This is a genomic window from Nesterenkonia halobia, from assembly GCF_039536005.1.
GTDB classification, from domain to species: domain Bacteria; phylum Actinomycetota; class Actinomycetes; order Actinomycetales; family Micrococcaceae; genus Nesterenkonia; species Nesterenkonia halobia.
Map to the genome: position 1 here is coordinate 163,055 of NZ_BAAAYG010000002.1, position 23,252 is coordinate 186,306.

Consider the following 23,252-nt stretch of genomic DNA (forward strand, 5'->3'; position numbering starts at 1 on the left):
CGGCGGACGCGATAGGGTGAGGTTCGGAACCTGGACGACGTGGTCCGGCTCCGCACTGCTGAGCCGCGGCACATCCGAGTGAGCGAGGGGCACATGGCCGAGACAGTTCTCTGGACGCGCGACGACTCTGAGGTGGAGACGCTGCGGGGCGCATACTTCGCGCACGTCGCCTCCGACGATCTGCGGACGGTCAGCCGGGCCGACCAGCGGGCCCGCGTCGAGGAGCATCTCCAGCTGGCGGGGCGGCGCACCGACGCCGCTCCCGAGGCCGCAGTCGTCGTCGGCGAGCGGCGCAGCATCGCCATGGTCGTCACCGACGACATGCCCCACCTGGTCGACTCGGTCACCGCCGAGGTCTCCCGACACGGGCTGGCGATGTCCCTGGTCGTGCACCCGATCGTGCTGACCACCCGGGAGACGACGAGCGGCGAGCTGCTCGCCGTCCGCGAGGTACCCACCGCCCAGCCCGGGATGTCCTCCGGCGACACGCAGACGCTGCCCGACCTCGCCGCGCTCGTCGACGACGAGTCCCGGCGCACCGCCGTGGAGTCCTGGATCGCCGTCGACATCGATCATCCGATCGACGAGGAGCAGGCCGGCGAGCTCACCGAGGGGCTTCGGCGGGTGATCGGCGACGTCGCCGCCAGCCACCGCGATCAGGACCGGATGGGCGGGCGGGCCCGCGGAGCGGCGGGACTGCTGCGCGAGAACGACAGCATCGAGGAGGCCGCCGAATCGGCGGACCTGCTCGACTGGATGGCCGACGGCAACTTCCTCTTCCTCGGCTACTGCGAGTACGTGCTGGACCGCGACTCCGCCGACGGCGCCCAGCTCGTCCCGCAGCCCGACAGCGCGCTGGGGATCCTCGCCGAGCGCCACGGGCTGGAGGCGCTGCACCGGGAGCCGGCACGCGAGCGGAGCCCCGAGGCCTCCGCCGAGGGGTCTGCCGAGGAGTCGGCGCGGGAGCGGGCGCTGGTGATCACCAAGGCCAACACCCGCTCCAGCGTCCGGCGTCGGACCTACATGGACTACGTCGCGGTGAAGACCTTCGGCTCCGACGGCTCCGTCGCCGGCGAGCGGCGCTTCGTCGGACTGTTCAGCCAGAGCGCCTACACCCAGTCCATCGTGAACATCCCGCTGCTGCGCTCGCGGGCCGACCAGCTGCTGCGCCGCTCGGGCTTCAGCCCCGACTCGCACTCCGGCGCCGACCTGCTGCAGATCCTGGAGGTCTACCCGCGCAACGAGCTGCTCCAGATGGACATCACGGAGGTCGAGGACACCGCCTGGCAGATCCTGCAGCTGCAGGAGCGGCGGCGGATCAAGCTGTTCCTCCGCAAGGACCTCCACGGGCGGTTCATGACCGCGCTGCTCTACATGCCCCGCGACCGGTTCAACACGGCAGTGCGGCGGCGCGTGCAGGACGAGCTGATGCGGCACGTCGACGCAGAGTCGATCGACTTCAACGTCCGGCTGACCGAGTCGGTGCTCGCGCGGCTGTTCTTCCGCATGCGGCTGTCCGACGACGCCGCGGAGATGGCGCTGAGCATCGAGGAGCTCCAGGCCAAGCTCGCCCGGACCATCCGCTCCTGGGGCGAGGGCATCGCGCAGGAGGCGGCGGCGAGCCGCCCCGAAGGAGAGGCCGAGCGCATCGCCGGGCGCTGGGGCGAGGCCTTCCCCGACGACTACCGCGTGGTCTACGAGGTGCCCGAGGCTCTGGCCGACATTGCCGAGCTCGAGCAGCTCGAGGCGCATCCGGAGGCCGGCCCGCGGATGCAGTTCTACGCCCCGGGCGGCGAGGACCCCGCCGACATGCGCCTGAAGCTCTACCTGACCGAGCCGAAGACGCTGACCGAGACGCTGCCGGTGCTCGACGATTTCGGGCTGTCCATCCTCGATGAGCGCTCCTACACGCTGACCTGCGGCGACGGATCGATCTTCCACCTCTACGATCTGGGGATCGGATACCCGGAGGGGATCGAGGCCGGCTCGGTGGACATCGGTCAGCTGGAGGAGGCCTACTCGCAGGTGCTGCTCGGCACCGCCGAGTCCGACGTCTTCTCCCGACTGGTGCTGCGCCTGGGCCTCGACATCCGCACCGTCATCGTGCTGCGGGCCTACGCGAAGTACATGCGCCAGCTCGGCAGCTCGCACTCCTACGACTTCCTCGCCGAGACGCTGCGGCAGAATCCGGAGGTCGCCCTCGCCCTGGTGCGGCACTTCGAGGCCCGCTTCGACCCGGCGGTCGGGACCGGAGGCGAGGACGGCGGCGCGGAGGACCGCGAGCAGCTCATGGACCGCCGTCGTCAGGAGGTCCTGGACGCCCTCGAGCAGGTCCGCACCCTCGATGCCGACCGGGTGCTGAGCGCCTTCCTGAACCTCATCGACGCCACGGAGCGGACCAACGTCCACCAGGGTCATGTCCGGGTGGCGCTGAAGATCGCCCCGGACCGCGTCGACTCGGCGCCCGAGCCGCGGCCGGCGCACGAGGTCTTCGTCTACGCCCCCGACGTCGAGGGCGTGCATCTGCGCTTCGCCAAGGTCGCCCGCGGCGGGCTGCGCTGGTCGGACCGGCAGGAGGACTTCCGCACCGAGGTCCTGGGGCTGGTCAAGGCCCAGATGGTCAAGAACGCGGTCATCGTGCCCTCCGGGGCCAAGGGCGGCTTCTATCCCAAGCAGCTGCCCGACCAGTCCGTCGGCCGGGCCGAGTGGATGGAGGCCGGCAAGGCGGCCTACCGGACCTTCATCCGCGGACTGCTCGACGTCACCGACAACCAGGTCGAGCGCGACGGCGTCATGGAGATCGTCCCGCCGCGCGCCGTCGTCCGCCACGACGGCGACGACCCGTACCTGGTCGTGGCCGCCGACAAGGGCACGGCGACCTTCTCCGACACCGCCAACGCGATCTCCCAGGAGTACGGCCACTGGCTCGGCGACGCCTTCGCCTCCGGCGGCTCGGTCGGCTATGACCACAAGGAGATGGGCATCACCGCCCGCGGCGCCTGGGAGTCGGTGAAGGCGCACTTCTCCGAGATGGGTCACGATACCCAGTCCGAGGACTTCACCGTCGTCGGCATCGGGGACATGGCCGGCGACGTCTTCGGCAACGGGATGCTGCTCTCCGAGCACATCCGCCTGGTCGCCGCCTTCAACCACCTGCACATCTTCATCGACCCGAACCCCGACGCCGCGGCGAGCTTCGCCGAGCGGAGCCGCCTGTTCGCCGAGCGGCCGTCCGGCTGGGACGCCTATGACGAGGGCCTGATCTCGGCCGGCGGCGGCGTCTTCTCCCGCACGGCGAAGACCATCCCGATCAGCGAGCCGATGCGGCGGCGCTTCGACCTGCCCGCCGACGTCGAGCAGATGACCCCGCCGGAGCTGATCGGCGCGCTGCTGAAGGCCCCGGTCGACCTGCTCTACAACGGCGGCATCGGCACCTATGTGAAGGCGGCCGAGGAGAGCCACGACGACGTCGGCGACCGCGCGAACAACGCGGTGCGCGTCGACGGCCGCGAGCTGCGCGCGCGGGTCGTCGGCGAGGGCGGCAATCTGGGCCTGACCCAGGCCGGCCGCATCGAGGCCGCCCAGCAGGGCGTGCGGCTGAACACCGACGCGATCGACAACTCCGCCGGCGTCGACTGCTCCGACCACGAGGTCAACATCAAGATCCTGGTCGACCAGCTGGTCGCTTCCGGCCACCTCGACGCCGACGAGCGGCCCGAGCTGCTCCACAGCATGACCGAGGAGGTCGCCGAGCTGGTGCTGGAGACCAACCGGGACCAGAACGTGGTGCTGCTGACCGACCGGCACCGGCTGGGGGACTGGTCGCCGAGCTTCCACCGGCTGATGGGCTGGCTCGAGGAGACCGTCGGGCTCGACCGCGAGCTCGAGGGGCTGCCCACCGACGAGCAGCTCGCCGCCCGGCGCGACGCCGAGGAGCCGCTGACCTCCCCGGAGCTCGCCGTGCTGGTGGCCTGGTCGAAGATCCAGCTCAAGGGCGCCCTGGTGGAGTCCTCGCTGCCCGACGACGAGTGGTTCACCGCCACGCTGGAGGAGTACTTCCCGTCGGCGCTCACCGACCGCTTCGCCTCGCAGCTGCCGCGGCACCCGCTGCAGCGCGAGATCATCGCCAACGAAGTCGCCAACGACGTGGTCGACATGGGCGGGGCGACGTTCGTCTTCCGCGCGATGGAGGAGACGTTCGCGACCGAGGAGCAGGTCGTGCGGGCCTTCGTCGCCGTCCGCGAGCTGTTCCGGCTGGGGGAGTTCGACGCGGCGATGCGCGAGCTGCCGGTGAGCTTCCCGCGCGACGAGTGGGCCCACACGTACCTGGACATGCGCCGGCTGCTGGATCGGGCGGTGCGCTGGTTCGTCAACCATGCCGCCCGCGGCACCTCGGTCCAGGAGGACGTCGAGGCCTTCGCCGAGCACATCCGGCCGCTCTACGGCCGGCTGGAGGAGCACCTGCGCGAGGAGGATCGCCGGCGGGTGGCGGCCAAGCGCGAGGCCGCCCGCTCCGCCGGGATGCCCGAGCAGCTGGCCGACTGGGTCGGCGAGGTCTTCGAGAGCTTCTCGCTGCTGGACATCGCCGCGCTGGCCGCCGAGCTCGACGTCGACTCGGCCGACGTCGCCGACGTCTACTTCGCCGTCTACGCCGAGTTCGACATCGACGCGCTGCTGGTGCGCATCACCGACCAGCCGCGCCGGGACAAGTGGCAGGCGCTGGCCCGCGGCGCCCAGCGCGACGAGCTCTACCGCGCGGTGCGCGAGGTGACCGAGTCGGTGCTGACCACCACGGAGCCCGGCGACGCCGAGACGCGGCTGCTCAGCTGGCGCGAGGCGCATGAGGCGAAGATCAGCCGGGTGGAGAAGCTCGTCGACGAGGTCAATCAGGTCAGCCGCGACAACGTCGCCTCGCTGACGGTGCTGCTGCGTCACCTGCGCGGCATGATCGGGGCCTGATCCGTGGCCGTCTTCGACGACCCGTTGCGGGATCATCAGCACCTGGACGCCGCCGACGTCGACCATCTGCACCATCTGGTGGGCGACTGGCAGATGCTGGCCGACCTGGCGTTCTCGGATCTGGTCCTCTGGTTCCCTCCCACGGAGGAGGGCTTCGTCGACGAGGAGCAGCGCTCCTTCATCGCCCTGGCCCAGGCGCGGCCGTCGACCACCCAGACTGTGGTCCATCGCGACGTCGTCGGCGACCGGATCCGGGCGGACCTGAAGCCGATGGTCGCCCGCGCCTGGAAGCACCAGGTGGAGACCAACTCCTCCGACCAGGGGATGCCCGCGCCGGCACGGATGCGTGTGCAGGCGGTGCCGGTGCTGCGCGGCGGGCGCACCCTGGCGGTGGTCACGCTGCACTACTCGGTGGCCGCGCTGCGCACCCCCTCGCGGCTGGAGCTGACCTATCGGCGCTGCGCGGCGGACCTGCTGACGATGATCGTGCAGGGGCGCTGGCCGCAGGGCCCCTACGAGTTCAACAGCTTCGGCGGCGCGCCCCGAGTCGGTGACGGGCTGCTGCGCCTCGACGCCGAGGGACGGATCTCCTTCGCCAGCCCGAACGCGATCTCCGCGCTCTCCCGGCTCGGAGTCGCGGACTCGCTGGAGGGACGCTCGCTGGCCGGCATCGGCGCCGAGCTGCAGCGGGCCACCGGAGTGGCCGTCGACGAGACCCAGCCGATCCTGCTCACCGGGAAGAAGGCCAGCCGCACCGAGCTGGAGGCCCACGGCGCCGTGGTCACGGTGCGGTCGGTGCCCCTATACCGCGACGACGAGCGCTTCGGCGCCCTGGTGCTCTGCCGCGACGTCACCGAGCTGCGTCGCCGCGACCGGCAGCTGATGAGCAAGGACGCCACGATCAAGGAGATCCACCACCGGGTGAAGAACAATCTCCAGACGGTCTCGGCGCTGCTGCGCATGCAGTCCCGGCGGATGGACGGAGAGGAGGGCCGCGGGGGCCTGCAACGGGCGATGCGCCGGGTGGAGACCATCGCGATGGTCCACGACTCGCTGTCCAAGGGACTGGAGGAGAGCGTCGACGTCGACGAGCTGATGCGCCGCCAGCTGCATCTGGCCGCGGAGATGGCCCAGTCGGAGCGCTCGGTGGCCACGCGTCTGACGGGCAGCTTCGGGCAGCTGCCTCCGGACATGGTCACGCCGCTGGCGCTGGTGGTCACCGAAGTGGTGGCCAACGCCGTCGAGCACGGGCTGGGGGCGCTCGACGACGACGCACCGCTGACGGTGGAGCTGCGCGCCGCGCGCTACGCCGACGCCGCGGGGCGGCGCCGGCTGGATCTGGAGATCGTCGACGACGGCGTCGGCGTCCCGGATCAGGACTGGACGCCCGGTCTGGGGCTGCAGATCGTCGAGACCCTGGTCCGCGGCGAGCTCTCCGGCGGCATCGAGTGGACTCGCGGCGAGGGGCAGGACCCCCGGCCGGGCACGAAAGTGGTGCTCCACGCGCCGCTGGTCTCAGGCTGAGCGGCCCGTCGTCGCGGCATGAGCAGACCCCCGTCGCACGCGGCGACGGGGGTCTCTCGTCCGGTCCTCGCTGATCAGGAGGCGCTGATCAGGAGGCGCGGCGGGCGCGCGCGGCACGCCGCTTGAGGGCTCGGCGCTCATCTTCGCTCATGCCGCCCCAGACGCCGGCATCCTGGCCGGTCTCGAGGGCCCACTGCAGACAGGTGTCCAGCACCGGGCAGCGGCGGCAGACGCTCTTGGCCTCCTCGATCTGCAGGAGAGCCGGTCCGGTGTTGCCCACCGGGAAGAAGAGCTCGGGGTCCTTGTCCAGGCAGGCGGCTCGACTGCGCCAATCCATGCGAATCACTGCTCCTAGGCGCCCCACTCGGGGCGAGATCACTCGGGTATCGGGCTGCGGCGGGACCTCGACCCGAGACTGTGGAGTCGCCAGGGAGGCGGTGCCGCCGACCGGGGCGCAGAGAAGCTCGGATGCGGACGCGGGCACGACCGCAAAGGTGCAACGAGACGATGCGGGGCCTGCGCTCCCGGATCAGTACGTGTTCAAGGCTGACACGTTAACAAGGCGCAAACAAGATCTCCGATCCTGGAAATCAGCCCGGGGCCATGTGGAATTGCTCACAGCGCAGACGCGGTTTCATGCGGATCCGGGGCCTCGTGCGCCGCTCGCCGCCCGGCCGTCCATGCCGGGGATCGGCCGACGGCGGTCAGGCCTCGGCCGGACGGCGGGGAGCACTCGCTCCGTCGCGTGGTGCAATGGTCCCATGGCCTCAGAGGACTCCATCCAGCCCGACGTCCACGCCGCCGGCCGGCCCCGACCCTTCACCCGGGCGCGGGCGCGTCCGGTCACGGTGTGGCTGCTCTTCCTCATCCTCTTCGTCCAGGGTGTGGCCACGGCCTTCACCGCGCTGGGCTCGTTCTTCGGCTCCGAGAGCGCGGTGCTCGACGCGGTCGGCGCGGCGGTGATGCTGGTGGTCTACCTGCTCGCCGCCGTCGCGCTGGTGCTGCTGGGCTTCGGCCTCTTCCAGGGAGCGCCGGCGGCGCGCACGCCGGCGATGGTGATCGAGCTGCTGCTGGTGATCGTCGCGGTGAGCTACCTCGTCCAGGGCGTGCTCGTCGTCGGGCTGCTGCTGATGCTCCCGGCCGCCGCGGCGCTGGTGCTGGGCTACGTCGGACCCACCCAGGGCTGGCTGGAGGCCGGCCGGCGGTCCCATCGCGGATGAACGAATTCTCATGCGCTGACGGGCCGTTCGGCGCGCCGACGATGACAGACTGGTGGACATGGAACGTCCCCCTGCGCAGCCTGACGCCGCGACGCTGCGGCGCTTCCCGCGGCCGGCTGCCCGGGGCCTCAGCGTGCGCTCACGGATCCTGGTCGCCGTCGTCGGGCTGGCCGCGCTGGCGCTGCTGGCGGCTGGCGCCACCGCCTTCGTGATCCAGCAGGTCCAGGTCGAACAGCGCATGGACGCCGAGCTGCGGGCCGACGCCGAGCAGTTCCGGGTCCTCCACGACGTGGGGATCGACCCCACCACCGGCGAGGACTTCTCCTCGCCGACGGATCTGGTCCGCACCGCGCTGCAGCGCATCATGCCGACGCGGAACGAGGACGTCGTCGGGATGGTGGACGGCGAAGTCGCCTACACCTCCTCGGTGACGCGGATGACGATGGAGGACGACGATCAGCTGATCGAGGCGCTCGCTCCTTTGGCGACGGCGGAGCGTTCGAGCATGACGACGATCACCACCGACGTGACCACATATCGCGTCGCTGTCGTCCCTGTCCAGCCGGAGGGGCCCGAGGACGGGAGCGTGGCCGCGTTCGCGATGGCCTACGATGCCTCGGCGGAGAAGGACATCTTCGCCGAGGGCTTCATGATCTATGCGATCGTCGCCACCCTGTCTCTGGTGGTGGTGGCCGTCGTCGGCTCGGTCATCGCCGGCCGCCTGCTCCGCCCGGTCGGGGTGCTGGCGCATTCGGCCCGGCGGATCGGGCGCGAGGACCTCACCGAGCGGATCCCGGTGACCGGTCGCGACGATCTCGCCGAGATGACCCGCTCGGTCAACGAGATGCTCGATCGGCTCGAGACCTCGATGCGGGCCCAGGATCAGCTCGTCCAGGACGTCTCCCACGAGCTGCGCACGCCGTTGACCATCCTGCGCGGACATCTGGAGGTGCTCGACGTCGGCGACCCCGAGGACGTCATCGCCACGCGCCGGCTGACCCTCGACGAGATGCAGCGGATGAACCGCGTCATCGACGACATGACCACGCTGGCGCAGGCCGGTCAGCCGGGATTCGTACATCCGGCGCCCGTCGAGGTCGGCCGGCTGACCGACGAGGTGTACGACAAGGCCGTGGCCCTCGGCGAGCAGCGATGGGTCGTCGCCGCCCGGGCGGAGGGGGAAGCGATGCTGGACCGCGAGCGGATTACGCAGGCCTGGCTGCAGCTGGCGGCCAACGCCGCGAAGTTCTCCCCGCCCGGCGCCGAAGTGCGGATGGGCTCGGAGCTCGTCGGCTCGGAGCTGCGGCTGACTATGCGCGACCAGGGTTCCGGCATCGCCGAGGAGGACCAGGAGCGCATCTTCACGCGCTTCGGACGTACCGACGCGTCTAAGCCGGGGTCGGGCCTGGGCCTGCCCATCGTCCGCGAGATTGTCCGTGCCCACGGCGGCCGGGTCGAGGTCGACTCGGAGCTGGCCGTCGGCACGGTCTTCACCATCGTGGTGCCGACGGACGGGCCGGGCGAGGCGCCGGTCGTCGAGGACGAGCCGATTCTGGAGCCTGACGACACCAACCCCGATGCGCCCGACGCCGACGAGCGCACCGACAGCGAGAGAAGCGAGAGAGAGGCGGCTCGATGACCCGGATCCTGATCGTCGAGGACGAGGACATGATCGCGTCATTCGTGGAGAAGGGGCTGCGCGCGGCCGGCTACACGGTCGTGCGCGGCGCGACCGGGCGCGAGGGCTACGAGCTGGCGAAGAACAACGCGGTGGACCTGGCGGTGCTGGACCTGCGGCTGCCCGACGCCGACGGGCTGGACCTGCTCTCCCGGTTGCGCGGCGAGGGCTTCCGGGCTCCGGTGGTCATCCTGACCGCCCGGAACACCTCGGCCGACACGGTGGCAGGCCTGGAGTCGGGCGCCGACGACTACATGGCCAAGCCGTTCAGCATCGACGAGCTGCTGGCCCGGATCCGGCTGCGCCTGCGCGGGACCGCCGGCGAGGAGCCGGCCACGCTCGCCGCCGGGAACCTGACGCTGGACCTGCACGCCAGGCGCATCGCCGTCGGCGACGCCGAGCATGAGCTCTCCTCGCGGGAGTTCGCCCTGGCCGAGACCTTCCTGCGCCATCCCGGCCAGGTGCTCTCGCGCCAGCAGCTCCTCGAGCTCGTCTGGGGCTACACCTTCGACCCGGGGTCCAATCTGGTGGACGTCTACGTGCGCTACCTGCGCGCCAAGATCGGCGCACAGGCGATCAGCACCGTGCGCGGCGTGGGCTACCGGCTGGAGGTCTGAGGGGCGACGCGACCCGGGCCGCGCGGCGGTCCGGATCACTAGTCGTCATCGTCCGCGTCGTCATCATCGTCGTCGTCATCGTCGTCATCGTCGTCATCGTCGTCGTCCCAGTCGTCGTTCCAGTCCTCGTAGGTGGTCGCCGGCGCCGGGTTCACGGTGCTCGGGGTGCCGCCGGGGGCCCCGCCACCGGTGCCGCCACCGCCCGTGCCACCGTCGTCGGAGGACGGTGTGGCCGATCCGCTCGGCGTCGCCGACGGCGACGCCGTCTCCGAGGGGGACTCGGAGGGGGACTCGGAGGGGGAGCCGGCGGCGGACTCGGAGGGCGACGCCGACTCCGAAGGCGTCTCGCTCGGCGAGGACTCGGTGGTCACCTCCACGGCCGGGCCCAGGTCACGCTCGGGATCGTCCCCGGCGAGCGTGGCGAACGCCGCCGCACCGCCGAAGACGACGATGCTCAGCGCTCCGGCGATGGCCCAGGTGCTCTGTCGACCCATGGTTTCGGTCCCTCCTCTCCGTCGGCGACGGGTTGCTGCCCGTCCGCCTCGACGGCTCCGTGACGATGTGCGCTGTGTGGTCTCGTGATGACTGGTCTCGTGCTGACCGTTCCGTCTCCATCATGGTGCCGGACCATGAACTCCGGATGAGGAGGCGATGAGAACGCTCTCACCCAGCGCGGTCGGCCGCCGAGGGGGCGGGCGTCTCTCCGCCGAGGATCGCGGCGACTTCGGCGCGCAGCGCGGCGGCGACTGCGGTGTGCCGGGGACGCACTGCGTAGACGCAGCCCAGCCGGAGCAGCGCGGCCAGCTCGTAGGTCCGCAGCACCTCGGTCGGCACGTCGCGTCGTGCGGCGGCGTCGGTCACCGCCGCGGCGACGGCGCGGCTCTGTGCGGCGTCCCAGATCCCCTGGCGCCGACGCAGCGTCGCATGGGCGCGCAGGTTCCCCAGGTCCAGCGCCGGGTCGGCGCGGCAGGCGGTGTCGACGTCCAGCAGCCCGGGCGCGGAGGGGTCGCCGTCGTCGGCGGGAACCAGCAGCTGCTTATCGTGCAGGTCCCGGTGGGCCGGGACGAGCGGACGTCCCGGCAGTCGTCGCAGCCGCCGGGCCAGCTGCTCGGCGACTGTGCGCGTGCGCTCGACGTCGTCGATCCAGGCGGCGACGCGGTCGACCCAGCCGGCCAGCACCGCGCCCTCGGCGGCGGCGTCGTGGACCGGCGCTCCCGGATCGGCGGGGGCCGAGGAAGCCGTCACCCAGGCCGAGCAGACCGCCTCCCAGGCTCGCCGCCAGCGCTCCGGCGAGAACGGCGCCGGGTCGTGCAATCCGATGCCCGGCAGCGCGGCGAAGGTCACCGTCGACTCGTCGTGGTCCAGCACCGCAGGCGTGCGGAACGGTTCGTCGAAGGCGGCGGCCCGCTCGATCCCGTGGAGGACGTCCTCGGCGCGGCCCCGGCGGACGACTTTGACGAAGCGGTCCCCGAGGCGGACCACGGCCCGGCGCCCCGGGCGGTGGGAGACGACCTCGCCGACGTCGGCCAGCCGGGCCAGGGCGCCGAGCCTGGGGTCGCGACCGGCGGGCAGCAGCTCGGGGCCGTCGACGCGGAGGAAGCCGGCCCGCCGGGCGCCGCCGTCGTCGAGCTCGACGGCCAGCCGGGCGCGGTCGGGGTCGGGCCAGGCGCGCGTCACGACCAGGCGTCGGCCGTCGACGACGAGCGTGGCCGGCGGTAGGTCCGGACGCGGCTCCAGAGGCTCCCGGCGCGGGGGCTCTGCCTGCGTCGGGGTCTGCGTCGGGGCCTGCGTCGCGGTCTGTCGGGGGGCGTTCTCCGGCATCGGGGTCCTCTCCGGGGTCGGGTCGGTCGGCAGGGTCGCTGCGGCGTCCGGGTCGACGGGGCCGCGGCGTCTCATGCGCCTGCACCGTCGGTCGCGCCGTCCAGAGCGCGGCGGGCATGGTCCAGCGTCCGCCGCATCGCCTGCGGCCAGTCGTGCTCCCGGCGCCGGAACGGGTCCACGGCGGCCTCCAGGTGAGCATGGGCCTCCCAAGCGGCCAGCCGCGTCGGGTCGAGGGGCGCCTCGGCGGCATAGCCGTCGAGGAACGCTTCCTGCAGGCGGGGGAGCGCCAGGCGGTGGCAGGAGGCGAGCCAGGAGCCGACGTCGCGCATCGGATCCCCGGTTCCGCAGCGGTCCAGATCGATCAGCCGGATGTCCGGCGTCGAGGTCCCGGCGTCGTCGATCAGCACCTGGTCCGGGGAGAGGTCGCCGTGCAGCTGCGCCGTCTCGGCGGCGTCCGCACCGCCGTCGGGGAGCATCTGCGTCAGCCGCCGGGCGAGGTCCGTCGCCTCCGCGGCCAGCCAGGGGGCCGGCAGGGCGAGCGCTTCGGCGGCGGCTCCGGCGGCGGGGTCCAGGCGGCGCACCGTCGAGGCGCAGTCGGGCGACGGCCGGCGGAGGGTGCGTCGATGCAGCCGCCCGATCGCCTCCCCGGCGGAGGCGGCCGCCGCGACGAGCGCCTCTGCGGTGACCGTCGTCGACGGAGCCAGCAGGTCGCCCGCTCCCCAGAGCGGCGAGGCCACCGCAGTGCCGCGCCGTCCGACGACTTGGTGGTCGAGCACGGGGACGCCCACCGCCCGCCAGCGGACCGCGGCGGCGACCAGATGGTCCTGACGCTCGGCGGCGACGCGGACCACCATCGACTGTTCGGCGTCCAGGCCGACGACGCGGCGGCGCGGGTTGTAGCGGAGGATGTGCGCGGTCAGCCCGGGCATCCCGTCGCGCGCGACGCCGAGCTCCTTGGCGAGCTCCGGGTCGTTGATCAGGTCGCCGCTGAGCAGCCGGCTCCCGTGCAGCCCCCGGTGGGCGAAGCCGCCGCCGTGGCGGGCCGCGCGGCGGCGTGCGGCGGCGATCTTGTCGTCGTCGCCGGTCAGCAGCGCCCATCCGTGTCGTCCCCGGTCGTCGACGAGGCCGGCCGCCAGTGAGCTGCCTGGCTTCAGCCGCAGTCGACGGATCTCCACCGAGCGGCCCAACAGCTCCGAGAGCGTGCTCGCGTCCAGCAGCTCGGCGGCGCCGGGCAGCGCGGCGGCCTCGGCGAGGCGGGCGTCAGCCTCGGCGGGCGTGGGCACGGCGACGTCGACAGCGTGGTCTGCTGTGTGCGCGGCGGATTGCTCCGCGGCGAGCCGGCTCATCCGCGGGCTCCCGTCTCGGACCCGGCGACGGCGTCCGCGGCGTCCGCCGCCGACTCGGTCTGCGGGGCGGCCGGGGAGAACGCCGACTTCGTCGAGGCGACGGGCGGCGCCGTGGGCGCGGCGGACTCGGCGGCGTGCTGCTGGGAGACGGCCCAGCGGGTGAGCCGCGAGGTCGGGTCGGCCAGCAGGTCCTCGGGGGAACCGTCCTCCAGGATCCGGCCGCCCTCCAGCCAGACCACCCGATCGAGTCCGGCGATCATGCTCAGGTCGTGGGTGATCGCGATCGTGGTGCGCCCGGACGTCAGCTCCCGCAGCGAGGACTCGACGACTTCGCGGGAGGCGGGATCGAGGCCGGTGGTCGGCTCGTCGAGCAGCACGATCGGCGCCTCCCGGATCAGAGCCCGGGCCAGCGCGATCCGCTGGCGCTGCCCGCCGGAGAGCGTGTCGCCGCGGGCGCCCAGCTCGGTGTCGTAGCCGTCGGGCAGCCGGGTGATGAACTCGTGGGCGCCGGCCCGGTGCGCGGCGTCGACGATCTCCTCGTCGGCGGCGTCGCGGCGACCGTGTCGGATGTTCTCCCGCACGCTGCCGGTGAACAGCACCGACTCCTGCAGCAGCACCGCGATGTTCGAACGCAGGTCGGACCGCGTCACGTTGCGCGTGGAGATCCCGTCGATCATCACCGAGCCGGCGTCGGGGTCGGCCAGGCGCAGCAGGTAGCCCGCCAGCGTGGACTTGCCCGCGCCGGAGGGGCCGAGCAGCCCGACGCGCTGGCCGGCCGGGACCTGCAGGGAGAGGTCCTCGAAGAGCCGGGCGCCGCGGTGGTCGTCCGCGGTGATCCGCCAGAAGTTCACCTCGCCGGACGGCCGGCCCAGCGACAGCGGACGGCGCGGGTCGCGGATCTCGATCTCCTCGTCCATCAGGTCGGCGATGCGCTCGCCGGAGGCCGCGGCGCGGGCGATGCGGCCGGTGTACTTGGCCATGTCGCGCAGCGGCTTCATCGCGATCTTCAGGTACATCAGGAACAGCACCATGTCCCCGGGCGTCATCGTGCCCACCAGCACCTGCCAGCCGCCGACGCCGAGCACCACCGCGGTGGCCAGACCCACCAGCAGGTCGGTGGAGCGCTCCAGCCGTGCGGCCAGCCGCCGCGCGCGGATTCCGGCCTTCAGGGCCTTGGCGTTGCCGGCGGCGAAGCCCGAGGCCACGGCGTCCTCGAGGCCGTAGGACTGCACGACGCGGATGGCGCCGAGCGCCTCGGCGGCGTCGCCGACCAGGCGTCCCTCGCCCTTGCGGGTCGAGCGTGAGGCCGAGGAGATCTTCGGGCTGAGCAGTCGGCTGGCCAGCAGATAGCCGCCGCCGGTGGCGATCAGGATCACCGCCAGCAGCGGATTGAGCACGATGACCACGATGAACAGCGCCACCAGGGTCAGCAGGTTGCCGATCATCGGCAGCCCGGCGGTGACCGCGACTTCCTGGAGGCGGCCCATGTCCCCGACGAGCCGCTGCGAGGTGTCGCCGACCGAGGCGCGCGAGTGGTACCGCAGGGACAGTGCCTGGATGTGTTCGAACACGCGGGTGCGCAACCGGGTGGTGACCTTCACGCCGGTCTTGGCGAAGAGGATCGTGGAGGCGTAGTTGCACAGCGCCCGGCCGCCGACGATCAGTGCCAGGGCGCAGGACCAGAAGATGATCACGCCGACGACGCCGCCGTCGGAGCCCTGGGCGCCCTCCACCTCGGCGCCGAGCGCGCTGGAGACCGCGTCGACGGCGATCTTCACCGGCCACGGCTCGAGGATGCGGAAGGCGACGTCGCCCAGCAGGGCGAGCACGCCCAGCGAGGCGGCGAGCTTGTGCTCCTTCAGATGGGGCAGGATCAGGCCCAGCGTCCGGCGCAGGGCGCGGCGGTGCTGCTCGCGGCTGCGGCGGGAGTCGCTGCGGGAGCTCATCGGGCGGACACCTCCTTCTCTCGTCGAATCTCGCCGATGCCGACGGCGGAGAGCACGTCGTCGGCCCGGCGCAGCCAGCTGTGCTCGGCGACGACGGCGCGGCGGCCGACGGCGGCGAGCTCGCGCCGCAGTCCGGCGTCGGCGACGAGCCGGTCCAGGGCCGCGGCCAGCGCGTCGACGTCGCCGGCGGGCACCAGCAGTCCGCGGGGCTGCTCGCCGGCGGGGGCCAGCAGCCCGGGCAGCTCTCCGACGTCGGAGGCGACCACTGCGGTGCCGGCGGCCAGGTACTCGTAGACCTTCAGCGGGGAGAAATAGTGATCCTCCGGAGCGGCCGGCGCCGGGTAGGGGGCGACGGCGACGTCCAGCGCGCCGACGGCCTGCGGCATCCGCGCCGGGGCGACTGCGCCGATGAACTCCACCAGCTTGGCGATCCCCAGATCGGATGCGAGCTCGCCCAGCGCCTCGCGCCGGGGGCCGTCGCCGATGATCCGCAGCCGCGGCCGGCTCCGCTCCGCGGCGGCGGCCACCGCCTGCGTGCGGGCGAAGGCCTCGAGCAGCAGCTCGGTGCCGTGCCAGGCTTTCAGCGTGCCGACGAATCCGATCGCCGGCGCCCCGGGGTTCGCCGGGCGTCGCGCGGGACGGAAACGGTCGACGTCGACTCCGTTGGGGACGATGCGGATCGGGGCCGCGGCCGCCGCGTCGCTGCGGGCGTCGGCGCCTGCGACGTCGCGCATCTCGCCGACCCACCGGGCCACCGGCGCCGAGACGCAGGAGAGCAGGTCGGCCGTGGCCATCGTCTCGGCGGCCGCCCGCTCGGCGGTCTCGACGTCGTGCAGCCTCCGGTGGGTGCTCTGCTCGGCGAGCAGCGGGGCGTTGACCTCGACGATCAGCCGACTCTGCGGCGCGAGGCGGCGCGCGCGGGCGCCGGCGGTGGAGAACAGCGAGAAGCGCTCGTAGACCAGATCGGGGCCGTCCGAGCCAAGCGCGGCGGCCTGATCGGCCATCCGCTCCGCGGCGCCGACCACGGCCTGCTCGCGGGCGGCCGCGCCCTTGACGCCCTCGACCGGGACCACGACGGTCTCCAGGTCCTCCAGGTCGGCGGGGACGTCGGCCGAGGCGTCGTCGTCTTTGTCGTCGCCGAGCTTGGTGCAGTAGATCGTGACCTCGTGCCCGAGGGCGCGGAATGACCGGATCATCTCTTGGGCGTGGACGGCCGCGCCCTTGGTGCCGAAGATCCCGATGCCGGGGTCGGCCAGCAGGTAGGCGATCCTCATGCCGGCACCTCCGCTCCGCGCCGCGAGGTCTCGAGGAGCCCGCCCACGGCCGGGGAGGTCGCAGGCGACGCGGCGCTCGCCGCCCCCGACGCCTCCAGATCCGCGGCCGGGGCCTCGGCGAGGGTGCGCAGCCGCCGCGCCTGGCCTGCCGAGTCGAAGCGCTCCTCGACGAGCCGCCGGGCGGACTCGAGCAGCGTGCGGTGCTCGGCGGCCGGGTGCGCAGTCGCCGCCGCGATCGCCTCGACCAGGGCGTCGACGTCGCCGGTGGGCACCAGCCAGCCGGTCCGGCCGGGACGGACCACCTCGGAGACGGCGGCGACGTCGGCGGCCACGCAGCGGATGCCGCGGGCCATGGCCTCCAGCAGCACTGTGGGCAGCCCGTCGACGTTGCCGTCATGGCCGACGACGAAGGGTGCGACGAGGGCGTCGTGGTCCTCGAAGAGCATGCTGATCTCCTGCTGGATCCGCGGACCCAGCAGCCGGACGTGCTCGCTCAGCTCGGCCGCGGCGATCTGCGCGCGCAGGTCCTCGGCCAGCGGTCCGTCGCCGGCGATGTCGGCCTCGACGTCGAGGCCGCGGGCGCGCAGCCGGGCCACCGCCTCGATGAGCAGCCCGAATCCCTTCTTCTCCACGAGGCGTCCGACGCCGAGCAGCCGGACCGGCCGGCCGTCGGAGCTCCCGGCGTCCCCGCCCCGGTCGCGCTGCGGCGGCCGGAACGGGAAGCGCTCGAGCTCCAGCCCGTTGTGCACCAGGTGCAGCCGACGGGTCGCGGCGGGGAAGCGGCGTCGCAGATCGTCCAGGTTGTGCGCCGAGATGGTCACCGCGTGGTGGGCCTCGGCGAACTTGGTCTCCAGGGCTCGCTGGTCGACGTCGTCGTGGTGGATGTCCTTCGCGTGGGCGGTGAAGGAGTAGGGGATGCCAGAGATGCGGCTCGCCATCCGGGCGACTGTGGTCGAGACCGAGGCGAAGTGCGCGTGGAGGTGGTCGACGCCGTGGGCGCGGGCCGCGACGGCCAGATCGAGCGCCTGCTGGGCGTCGTCGTGGCCGTGGGCGAGCAGCTCGGACAGCTCGGCGGAGACGCCGGCGGCGATCGCCGGGTCCTCGGCCGCCGCGCCCAGGTGCTCCCACAGGCGTCCGGCCGACGTCGCCCGCGGCAGCTGGATCACCGGAGCCTCGACGCGGGCCAGCTCCGGGTGGAAGCGGGCGTCGGTGGACGGGCGCAGCGAGAAGATCACCACGCGCTCGCCGGCGGCCTCGCGGGCGAGGATCTCCGAGACGACGAAAGTCTCGGAGAAGCGCGGATACATCTTCACCACGTAGCCGACGGTCCGGGACCGCTCGGTCCGGGGCTCCTCGGCGACGGCCTCGGTCGGCAGGGTCTCGGGGGAGCGGGGAGTCTCAGCGGACATGGTGGAGGATCCTCTCGATGGTGGGGTGATCGTGCTCGGTCGTGTGCTCCGCCGCGTGGTCCGAGGAGCGCCCTGCGGCGCGGTCGACGCCGTGGCCGAGGCCTGTCGCGCTCGGGGCGCCCGGGTCGTGCGGGTCCGGGAAGGAGGAAGTCGGCGGCACCAGCCTCAGCTGGGCGGCGGCGATTTCGGGGAGCCGGGAGAGACCGTCGCGGTCGATGCGCTCGCGGGAGACGCGGCGGGAGACGGACCCGGCGAACCAGTCGCCGATCGCCTCGCCGTCGGCCTCGGCGGCGTCGAGCATCTCTGCCGCGCCGGCGGCGGCCAGCGATGCGGCGCGGCGGGGCTGCTCGGCGCGGCGCGCGCTGCGCGGGACGAACAGCGCCGGGGTGGTGGTGTCCAGGATCTCGGCGGCGGAGTTGTACCCGCACATCGAGACGACGGCCTTCGCCTCGCGGATCAGCTGCAGCATGTGCGCGCTGCGACGCTCGACGCGGATGCGGTCCGTCGGGCCTGGGATCTGCTGCCGGTTCGCCGCGGCGGCGCGGACCACGGCGTCGTGGTCCTGGTCGGGCATCTGGGGGCCGGTGATGATCACGTGCCGGTGGCCGGCCGGCACGTCGGCCGCGGCGGCGGCCGCGGCGAGGCGCCCGCCGTCGGAGCCGCCGCCGACGGTGGTCAGCACGTACGGGACGGGGGAGCCGACGATGACGTCGGCGGGATCGACGGCGCCGTCGACGGCGCCGACGGAGGAGCCGTCGGCGCGGACGGGGCCGGCGGACTGCTCGGCCGACCGCGACGGCACCGGCGCGGGGGCGTCGTCGGACGGACGGTCGCGGGAGAGGTACCCGGTGAACTCCGCACGGTCGGCAAGCGCCGGCGGGACCTCGCCGGCGGCGATCGGGTCGTGGACGCTCGGGTCGCCGTAGACCCAGACGGCGTCGTAGGAGTCGGCGACGGCCCCGGCGCCGACGGCGGCCCATTCGCGGGACGCCGCCTCAGGCGAGTCGAGGACTTCGCGCAGGCCGAGCACGCAGCGGGTTCCGCGCCGCCTGAGCTGGTCGAGGGCGGGGGTGAGCTCGCCGTCGATGCCGAAGGGGTGCCGGTCCACGATGAAGAGATCCGGCTCCAGCGACTCCACTGCGGCGGCGACGGCGCTGCGGCGCAGGCGGGAGAGCTGGGCGGAGCTCATCTCGAGGTGCCGGGCCGTGTAGCCCTCCGCCGCGGGGGAGAACCCGGGCAGCACCATCCAGTCCCAGCCCGGCGGCAGGGAATCGGCCGCGGCGCCCGGGTGCCCGGCGATGAGCAGCCCGCGGACGCGGTGTCCGGTGATCCTCGGCAGGCCGGCGGCCAGCGTATGGGCCACTGCTCGATTCCTGCGGGCATGCCCCAGGCCGACGGAGTCGTGGGAGTAGAGCGCAACGGTGATCGTCATGCATCCCACCGTCGTGCGCCGTCATGAAACGACGGTGAGGTGCGGATGAGAATCTGCGGGGCGGGTTCTCATCCGCGTCTCATGGACCTCTCATCCGAGAGATCCTCGGGGCGATCAGTTGACCGGGCCGGTCCACTTCTCGCCCGGGCCCTGGCCCGGGGCGTCGGCGACGGAGGACTCCTCGCGGAAGGCGAGCTGCAGCGACCGGAGCCCGTCGCGCAGGGGCATCGCGTGCTGCGAGCCGACCTCCGGGGCGGCGGCGGTGACCAGGCCGGCCAGCGCGGTGATCAGCTTGCGCGCCTCGTCCAGGTCCTTCATGGCCGCCGCCTCGTCGTCCTCGGCCAGGCCGGTCTTCACGGCCGCGGCGCTCATCAGGTGCACCGACACGGTGTTGATCAGCTCGACGGCCGGCACCTCGGAGATGTCGCGGGCCTGCTGGTCGACGGCCTGCTGCAGGCCGTCGGCGGAGGAGGCCTCGGGCGCCGTCTCGGCGGCCGACTCGACGGCCGCGTCGGGGGCGCCCTCCCGGTTGTTCTGCTCACTCTGCATGCTGGTAAGCTTGTCATAGTCTGGATGTGCGCGCGACCGCGGTCGCGGCACCCCATCGACACCACGGCCATCGCCTCACACAGGAGCTAGACAGATCAGCGAACCACGCATCAACGAACGGATCCGCGTCCCGGAAGTCCGCCTGGTAGGACCTCAGGGTGAGCAGGTGGGCATCGTCAGGATCGAGGATGCCCAGAGACTCGCCTCGGAGGCGGATCTGGACCTCGTCGAGGTGGCGCCTCGCTCCAAGCCCCCGGTCTGCAAGCTGATGGACTTCGGCAAGTGGAAGTACGAGGCCGCCGTCAAGGCGCGCGAGTCTCGGAAGAACCAGACGACCACGGTCCTCAAGGAGGTCCGTTTCCGGCTGAAGATCGACGAGCACGACTACGAGACCAAGGTCGGCAACGCGCGTCGCTTCCTCACCGCCGGCGACAAGGTCAAGGCGATCATCCAGTTCCGCGGACGCGAGCAGCAGCGCCCCGAGATGGGCGTGCGTCTGCTGCGGCGCTTCGCTTCGGACGTCGAGGACCTGGGCTCCGTCGAGTCGACGCCGCGCCAGGACGGCCGCCACATGGTCATGGTCGTCGGCCCGCTGAAGACCAAGGCCGAGAACAAGAAGCAGCAGGCGGCCGAGGCCTCCGACAAGGACGACGCGGAGAAGGGCAAGGGCGAGTCCCGCCGGACGCGCAAGAACAAGGAGCGCGTCTCCACGGAGCCGAAGGACGCCAAGCCGCTGTCCAACTCCATGGCCGACTACCTGCCGGACGAGCTGAAGGACCTCTGAGTTCGGCCCTCCGGGGCGGGCGCGGAGCATCGACGGGTCGGGATCCGGGGCACCCGGGTCCGGGCCCGTCCGCGTCCCGGGGAGGATATCGCGCCGATGATGGCGTAGAATGTCTCCTCGGGTTCTCGGCAGAGACCTGCGTCCTCGTGCGTCCGCCTCGGCGGGCGGGACGGGGTGCGAGCCTGCCGATCCTCTGACAAGGGGGCCGTGGGAACGCCGCAGGGTCGACGACGTCGGCCCGGCGATCCCGGGCGGCCCCACCTCTGTGCCGCCGCCGGGCATCGCCCGGCACAGGCGCAGCAGGTCCGGACGATGTAAGGAGAACGGCACTATGCCGAAGATGAAGACCCACAGCGGGGCCAAGAAGCGCTTCAAGCTCACCGGCTCCGGCAAGATCAAGCGCCAGCAGGCCAACCGTCGCCACTACCTGGAGCACAAGTCTTCGCGCCTGACGCGCCGCCTGGCCGGTGACCGGATCGTCACCAAGGCCGACGAGAAGCGCATCAAGCGCATGCTGGGCATCTGAGCGTCCGTTCCCCGGACGGCGGATCCCGCCGCGCCGGCGCCGTCGCTCTGCGGACTCGCCGCGGAGCCTGACGCCCGGCCGCATCCTGACAGCGAACGAAGACTGACAGCCCTCGCCGCACCGACGCGGTCGCGCGGCCCGGATCATCCGGGCCGGAGCCGGCGCCGGACGGGCGGGGGAGCACGGGGCTCGGCCCCGACGACTTCAAGGAGAATCACGTGGCACGTGTGAAGCGGGCGGTCCACGCCCAGAAGAAGCGCCGCAAGGTCCTCGACCGGGCCTCCGGCTACCGCGGTCAGCGGTCCCGTCTGTACCGCAAGGCGAACGAGCAGCTGCTGCACTCGTTCACCTACAACTACCAGCACCGCAAGAAGCGCAAGGGCGACTTCCGCCGTCTGTGGATCCAGCGCATCAACGCTGCCGCCCGTGCGCACGGCATGACGTACAACCGCTTCGTCCAGGGCCTGAAGGCCGCCGGCGTCGAGGTGGACCGTCGCATGCTCGCCGAGATGGCCGTCTCCGACGCCCAGTCCTTCGGCGCACTGGTGGAGACCGCGCGCCAGGCCCTGCCGCAGGACGTCAACGCGGCCCGCGCCTGAGTCGCCCGACTCTCGCAGCATCTGCGACCGGCTCCGCTCGACGCGGCCGGTCGGACCACGGCGCCCGTCCCCTGCTTCGGCAGGGGGCGGGCGCCGTCGTCGTGCGGGGCGCCCGCCCCGCCGCACCCCGCGCCAGTGAGGAAGAATGGACGCCATGACGGACACCGATGTGCTGACCAACCCCGGCGCCGACCGGGTGAAGAAGATCGCCGCGCTGGCCACCCGCGCCGGCCGACGGAAGCAGGGCCGCTTCCTGGCGGAGGGCCCGCAGCCGGTGCGCGAGGCGCTGGCGCTGTGGCTGCGGCGCTGGGAGGACGGCTCCGCCGTCGGCCCGCTGCCGCAGCTGGACGCGCTCTACTTCACCGCCGAGGCGCTCGAGGCCCACCCCGACGTCCAGGCGCTGCTCGACCGCGCCCGCGGACTGCTCTTCGACCCGCAGGACCCGGTGCCGCGCGCCTCGAAGTTCTTCCTGCGCGAGGCCACTGCGGAGGTCGTCGCGGCGATGGGCGACGCCGAGACCTCCCAGGGGCTGGTCGCCGTCGGGAGGATCCCGCGCGGCGAGGCCGATCTGTCCCCGCTGGAGTCTGCCCAGCTGGCCGCCGGCCTGCTCGGGCTGAAGGACCCGGGCAATGTCGGCACGATCATCCGCACCGCCGACGCCGCCGGAGCCGGCGCCGTCGTGCTCGCCCCCGGCACCACCGACCCCTGGGCGCCGAAGGTGGTCCGCGCCGCGGCCGGCTCGCACTTCCATCTGCCGCTGTTCGCCGGCGTCGACGCGGAGGAGCTCGTGACCTCGGTCCGCGCGCAGGGCACCCGGGTGCTCGCCGCCGACGGCGCCGGGGAGGTCGCCCTGACCGACGTCGAGCGTCCCGGCGAGCCGGCGCTGTGGCTCTTCGGCCATGAGGCCCACGGGCTCAGCGCGGAGCAGCAGGCGCTGGCCGACGCCCGGGTCTCCATCCCGCTCTACGGGCGGGCGGAGTCGCTGAACGTCGCCACCGCGGCCACGGTCTGCCTGTACTCCACGGCCATGGCCCAGCACGCCGGAGCGCCGCACGCCGGCGGGAGCAGCGGGGGAGCGGACCGGTGAGCCGCGAGGCCGAGAACACCGGCTTCGAGTGCGGCCGCTGTCGACGGCGCGTCTCCCGGCAGTCCGGCGGCAGCTATCGCAACCACTGTCCGCACTGCCTGTGGTCCCGCCACGTCGACGTCGCCCCCGGCGACCGCGCCGCCGACTGCGGAGCGGTGATGGAGCCGGTCGGCGTCGACCACTCGGGCAAGAAGGGCTTCGTGCTGATCCACCGCTGCACCGCCTGCGGCGCCGAGGACCGCAACCGGCTGGCCCCCGACGACGACATGGACGTGGTCATCGAGCTGCAGCGCCCGCGCTGAGACGGCGCACGCACCAGTGATGGCCCCACCTGCGCACGAGGTGGGGCCATCGCCCTGCTCATCTCACTGAGCCCAGTTGCCGTACCTCCCAGCTCAGCTCCTTGAGCCGTGTATGCAGTTGTCAGCTCCGGCCGCGCCGCATCCGCGGACGCCGGCGGAGGATGCCCGGTGAGGCAGGG

At 72.8% G+C, this 23,252-nt stretch carries 19 protein-coding genes; 10 read left to right on the forward strand and 9 right to left on the reverse strand.

Annotated features, from left to right (window positions below; translation table 11 throughout):
- Positions 1–93 precede the first annotated feature (93 nt).
- On the forward strand, positions 94–4,959 hold the full coding sequence (locus ABD652_RS01495; protein ID WP_344717434.1) for an NAD-glutamate dehydrogenase: 4,866 nt from the start codon (positions 94–96) through the stop codon (positions 4,957–4,959).
- 3 nt (positions 4,960–4,962) lie between these two features.
- On the forward strand, positions 4,963–6,483 hold the full coding sequence (locus ABD652_RS01500) for a sensor histidine kinase (RefSeq protein ID WP_344717436.1): 1,521 nt from the start codon (positions 4,963–4,965) through the stop codon (positions 6,481–6,483).
- 88 nt (positions 6,484–6,571) lie between these two features.
- Here ABD652_RS01500 and ABD652_RS01505 read toward each other — a convergent pair whose 3' ends face one another.
- A complete protein-coding gene (locus ABD652_RS01505; protein WP_010524898.1) occupies positions 6,572–6,820 on the reverse strand; it encodes a WhiB family transcriptional regulator in 249 nt (82 codons plus the stop codon).
- A 424-nt stretch (positions 6,821–7,244) separates the two neighbouring features.
- Here ABD652_RS01505 and ABD652_RS01510 point away from each other — a divergent pair, with 424 nt between their 5' ends.
- From ABD652_RS01510 to ABD652_RS01520, 3 genes are read left to right on the forward strand one after another with little or no spacing between them, the layout of a single operon-like run.
- Positions 7,245–7,703, forward strand: a complete 459-nt coding sequence (locus ABD652_RS01510) for a hypothetical protein (RefSeq protein WP_344717440.1) — start codon at positions 7,245–7,247, stop codon at positions 7,701–7,703.
- A 58-nt stretch (positions 7,704–7,761) separates the two neighbouring features.
- Entirely contained in the window at positions 7,762–9,342 is a 1,581-nt protein-coding gene (locus tag ABD652_RS01515) for a sensor histidine kinase (RefSeq protein WP_344717442.1), read from the forward strand.
- Positions 9,339–9,998: a response regulator transcription factor gene (locus ABD652_RS01520; protein WP_344717444.1), complete on the forward strand. Its 660-nt coding sequence runs from the start codon at positions 9,339–9,341 to the stop codon at positions 9,996–9,998. Before ABD652_RS01515 ends, ABD652_RS01520 begins: the two co-directional genes overlap by 4 nt.
- Before the next feature lie 38 nt (positions 9,999–10,036).
- Here the strand turns inward: ABD652_RS01520 and ABD652_RS01525 are convergent, their stop codons facing one another.
- From ABD652_RS01525 to ABD652_RS01560, 8 genes are all read right to left on the reverse strand, one after another.
- Positions 10,037–10,492: a hypothetical protein gene (locus tag ABD652_RS01525; RefSeq protein ID WP_344717446.1), complete on the reverse strand. Its 456-nt coding sequence runs from the start codon at positions 10,490–10,492 to the stop codon at positions 10,037–10,039.
- A 169-nt stretch (positions 10,493–10,661) separates the two neighbouring features.
- Positions 10,662–11,819 (reverse strand): phosphotransferase family protein, encoded by a 1,158-nt coding sequence (locus ABD652_RS01530; protein WP_344717447.1) that lies wholly within the window; start codon positions 11,817–11,819, stop codon positions 10,662–10,664.
- 71 nt (positions 11,820–11,890) lie between these two features.
- Positions 11,891–13,165, reverse strand: a complete 1,275-nt coding sequence (locus ABD652_RS01535; RefSeq protein WP_344717449.1) for a phosphotransferase — start codon at positions 13,163–13,165, stop codon at positions 11,891–11,893.
- Positions 13,162–15,111: an ABC transporter ATP-binding protein gene (locus ABD652_RS01540; protein WP_344717451.1), complete on the reverse strand. Its 1,950-nt coding sequence runs from the start codon at positions 15,109–15,111 to the stop codon at positions 13,162–13,164. Before ABD652_RS01540 ends, ABD652_RS01535 begins: the two co-directional genes overlap by 4 nt.
- Positions 15,108–16,385 (reverse strand): glycosyltransferase family 4 protein, encoded by a 1,278-nt coding sequence (locus ABD652_RS01545; RefSeq protein ID WP_344717453.1) that lies wholly within the window; start codon positions 16,383–16,385, stop codon positions 15,108–15,110. Before ABD652_RS01545 ends, ABD652_RS01540 begins: the two co-directional genes overlap by 4 nt.
- The gene (locus ABD652_RS01550; protein WP_344717455.1) at positions 16,382–17,794 is read right to left on the reverse strand and encodes a glycosyltransferase; all 1,413 of its coding nucleotides are present in this window, start codon (positions 17,792–17,794) and stop codon (positions 16,382–16,384) included. Before ABD652_RS01550 ends, ABD652_RS01545 begins: the two co-directional genes overlap by 4 nt.
- Positions 17,784–19,226, reverse strand: coding sequence for a glycosyltransferase family protein (locus tag ABD652_RS01555; RefSeq protein WP_344717457.1), 1,443 nt, complete (start codon positions 19,224–19,226; stop codon positions 17,784–17,786). The genes ABD652_RS01550 and ABD652_RS01555 overlap by 11 nt, the downstream gene beginning before the upstream one ends.
- A gap of 114 nt (positions 19,227–19,340) precedes the next feature.
- The gene (locus tag ABD652_RS01560; RefSeq protein ID WP_344717459.1) at positions 19,341–19,775 is read right to left on the reverse strand and encodes a DUF1844 domain-containing protein; all 435 of its coding nucleotides are present in this window, start codon (positions 19,773–19,775) and stop codon (positions 19,341–19,343) included.
- Positions 19,776–19,917: 142 nt separating this feature from the next.
- On the opposite strand from ABD652_RS01560, the gene infC reads away from it, so the two are divergent.
- The 5 genes from infC to ABD652_RS01585 all read left to right on the forward strand — a co-directional run bounded on the left by infC (position 19,918) and on the right by ABD652_RS01585 (position 23,073).
- The gene (gene infC, locus ABD652_RS01565; protein WP_425574534.1) at positions 19,918–20,559 is read left to right on the forward strand and encodes a translation initiation factor IF-3; all 642 of its coding nucleotides are present in this window, start codon (positions 19,918–19,920) and stop codon (positions 20,557–20,559) included.
- Positions 20,560–20,890: 331 nt separating this feature from the next.
- Positions 20,891–21,085, forward strand: coding sequence for a 50S ribosomal protein L35 (gene rpmI, locus ABD652_RS01570; protein ID WP_070159257.1), 195 nt, complete (start codon positions 20,891–20,893; stop codon positions 21,083–21,085).
- Positions 21,086–21,303: 218 nt separating this feature from the next.
- The gene (gene rplT / locus ABD652_RS01575) at positions 21,304–21,684 is read left to right on the forward strand and encodes a 50S ribosomal protein L20 (RefSeq protein WP_344717460.1); all 381 of its coding nucleotides are present in this window, start codon (positions 21,304–21,306) and stop codon (positions 21,682–21,684) included.
- Positions 21,685–21,838: 154 nt separating this feature from the next.
- Positions 21,839–22,771, forward strand: a complete 933-nt coding sequence (locus tag ABD652_RS01580; protein WP_344717462.1) for a TrmH family RNA methyltransferase — start codon at positions 21,839–21,841, stop codon at positions 22,769–22,771.
- A complete protein-coding gene (locus tag ABD652_RS01585; RefSeq protein ID WP_344717464.1) occupies positions 22,768–23,073 on the forward strand; it encodes an RNHCP domain-containing protein in 306 nt (101 codons plus the stop codon). Before ABD652_RS01580 ends, ABD652_RS01585 begins: the two co-directional genes overlap by 4 nt.
- Positions 23,074–23,252: the final 179 nt, after the last annotated feature.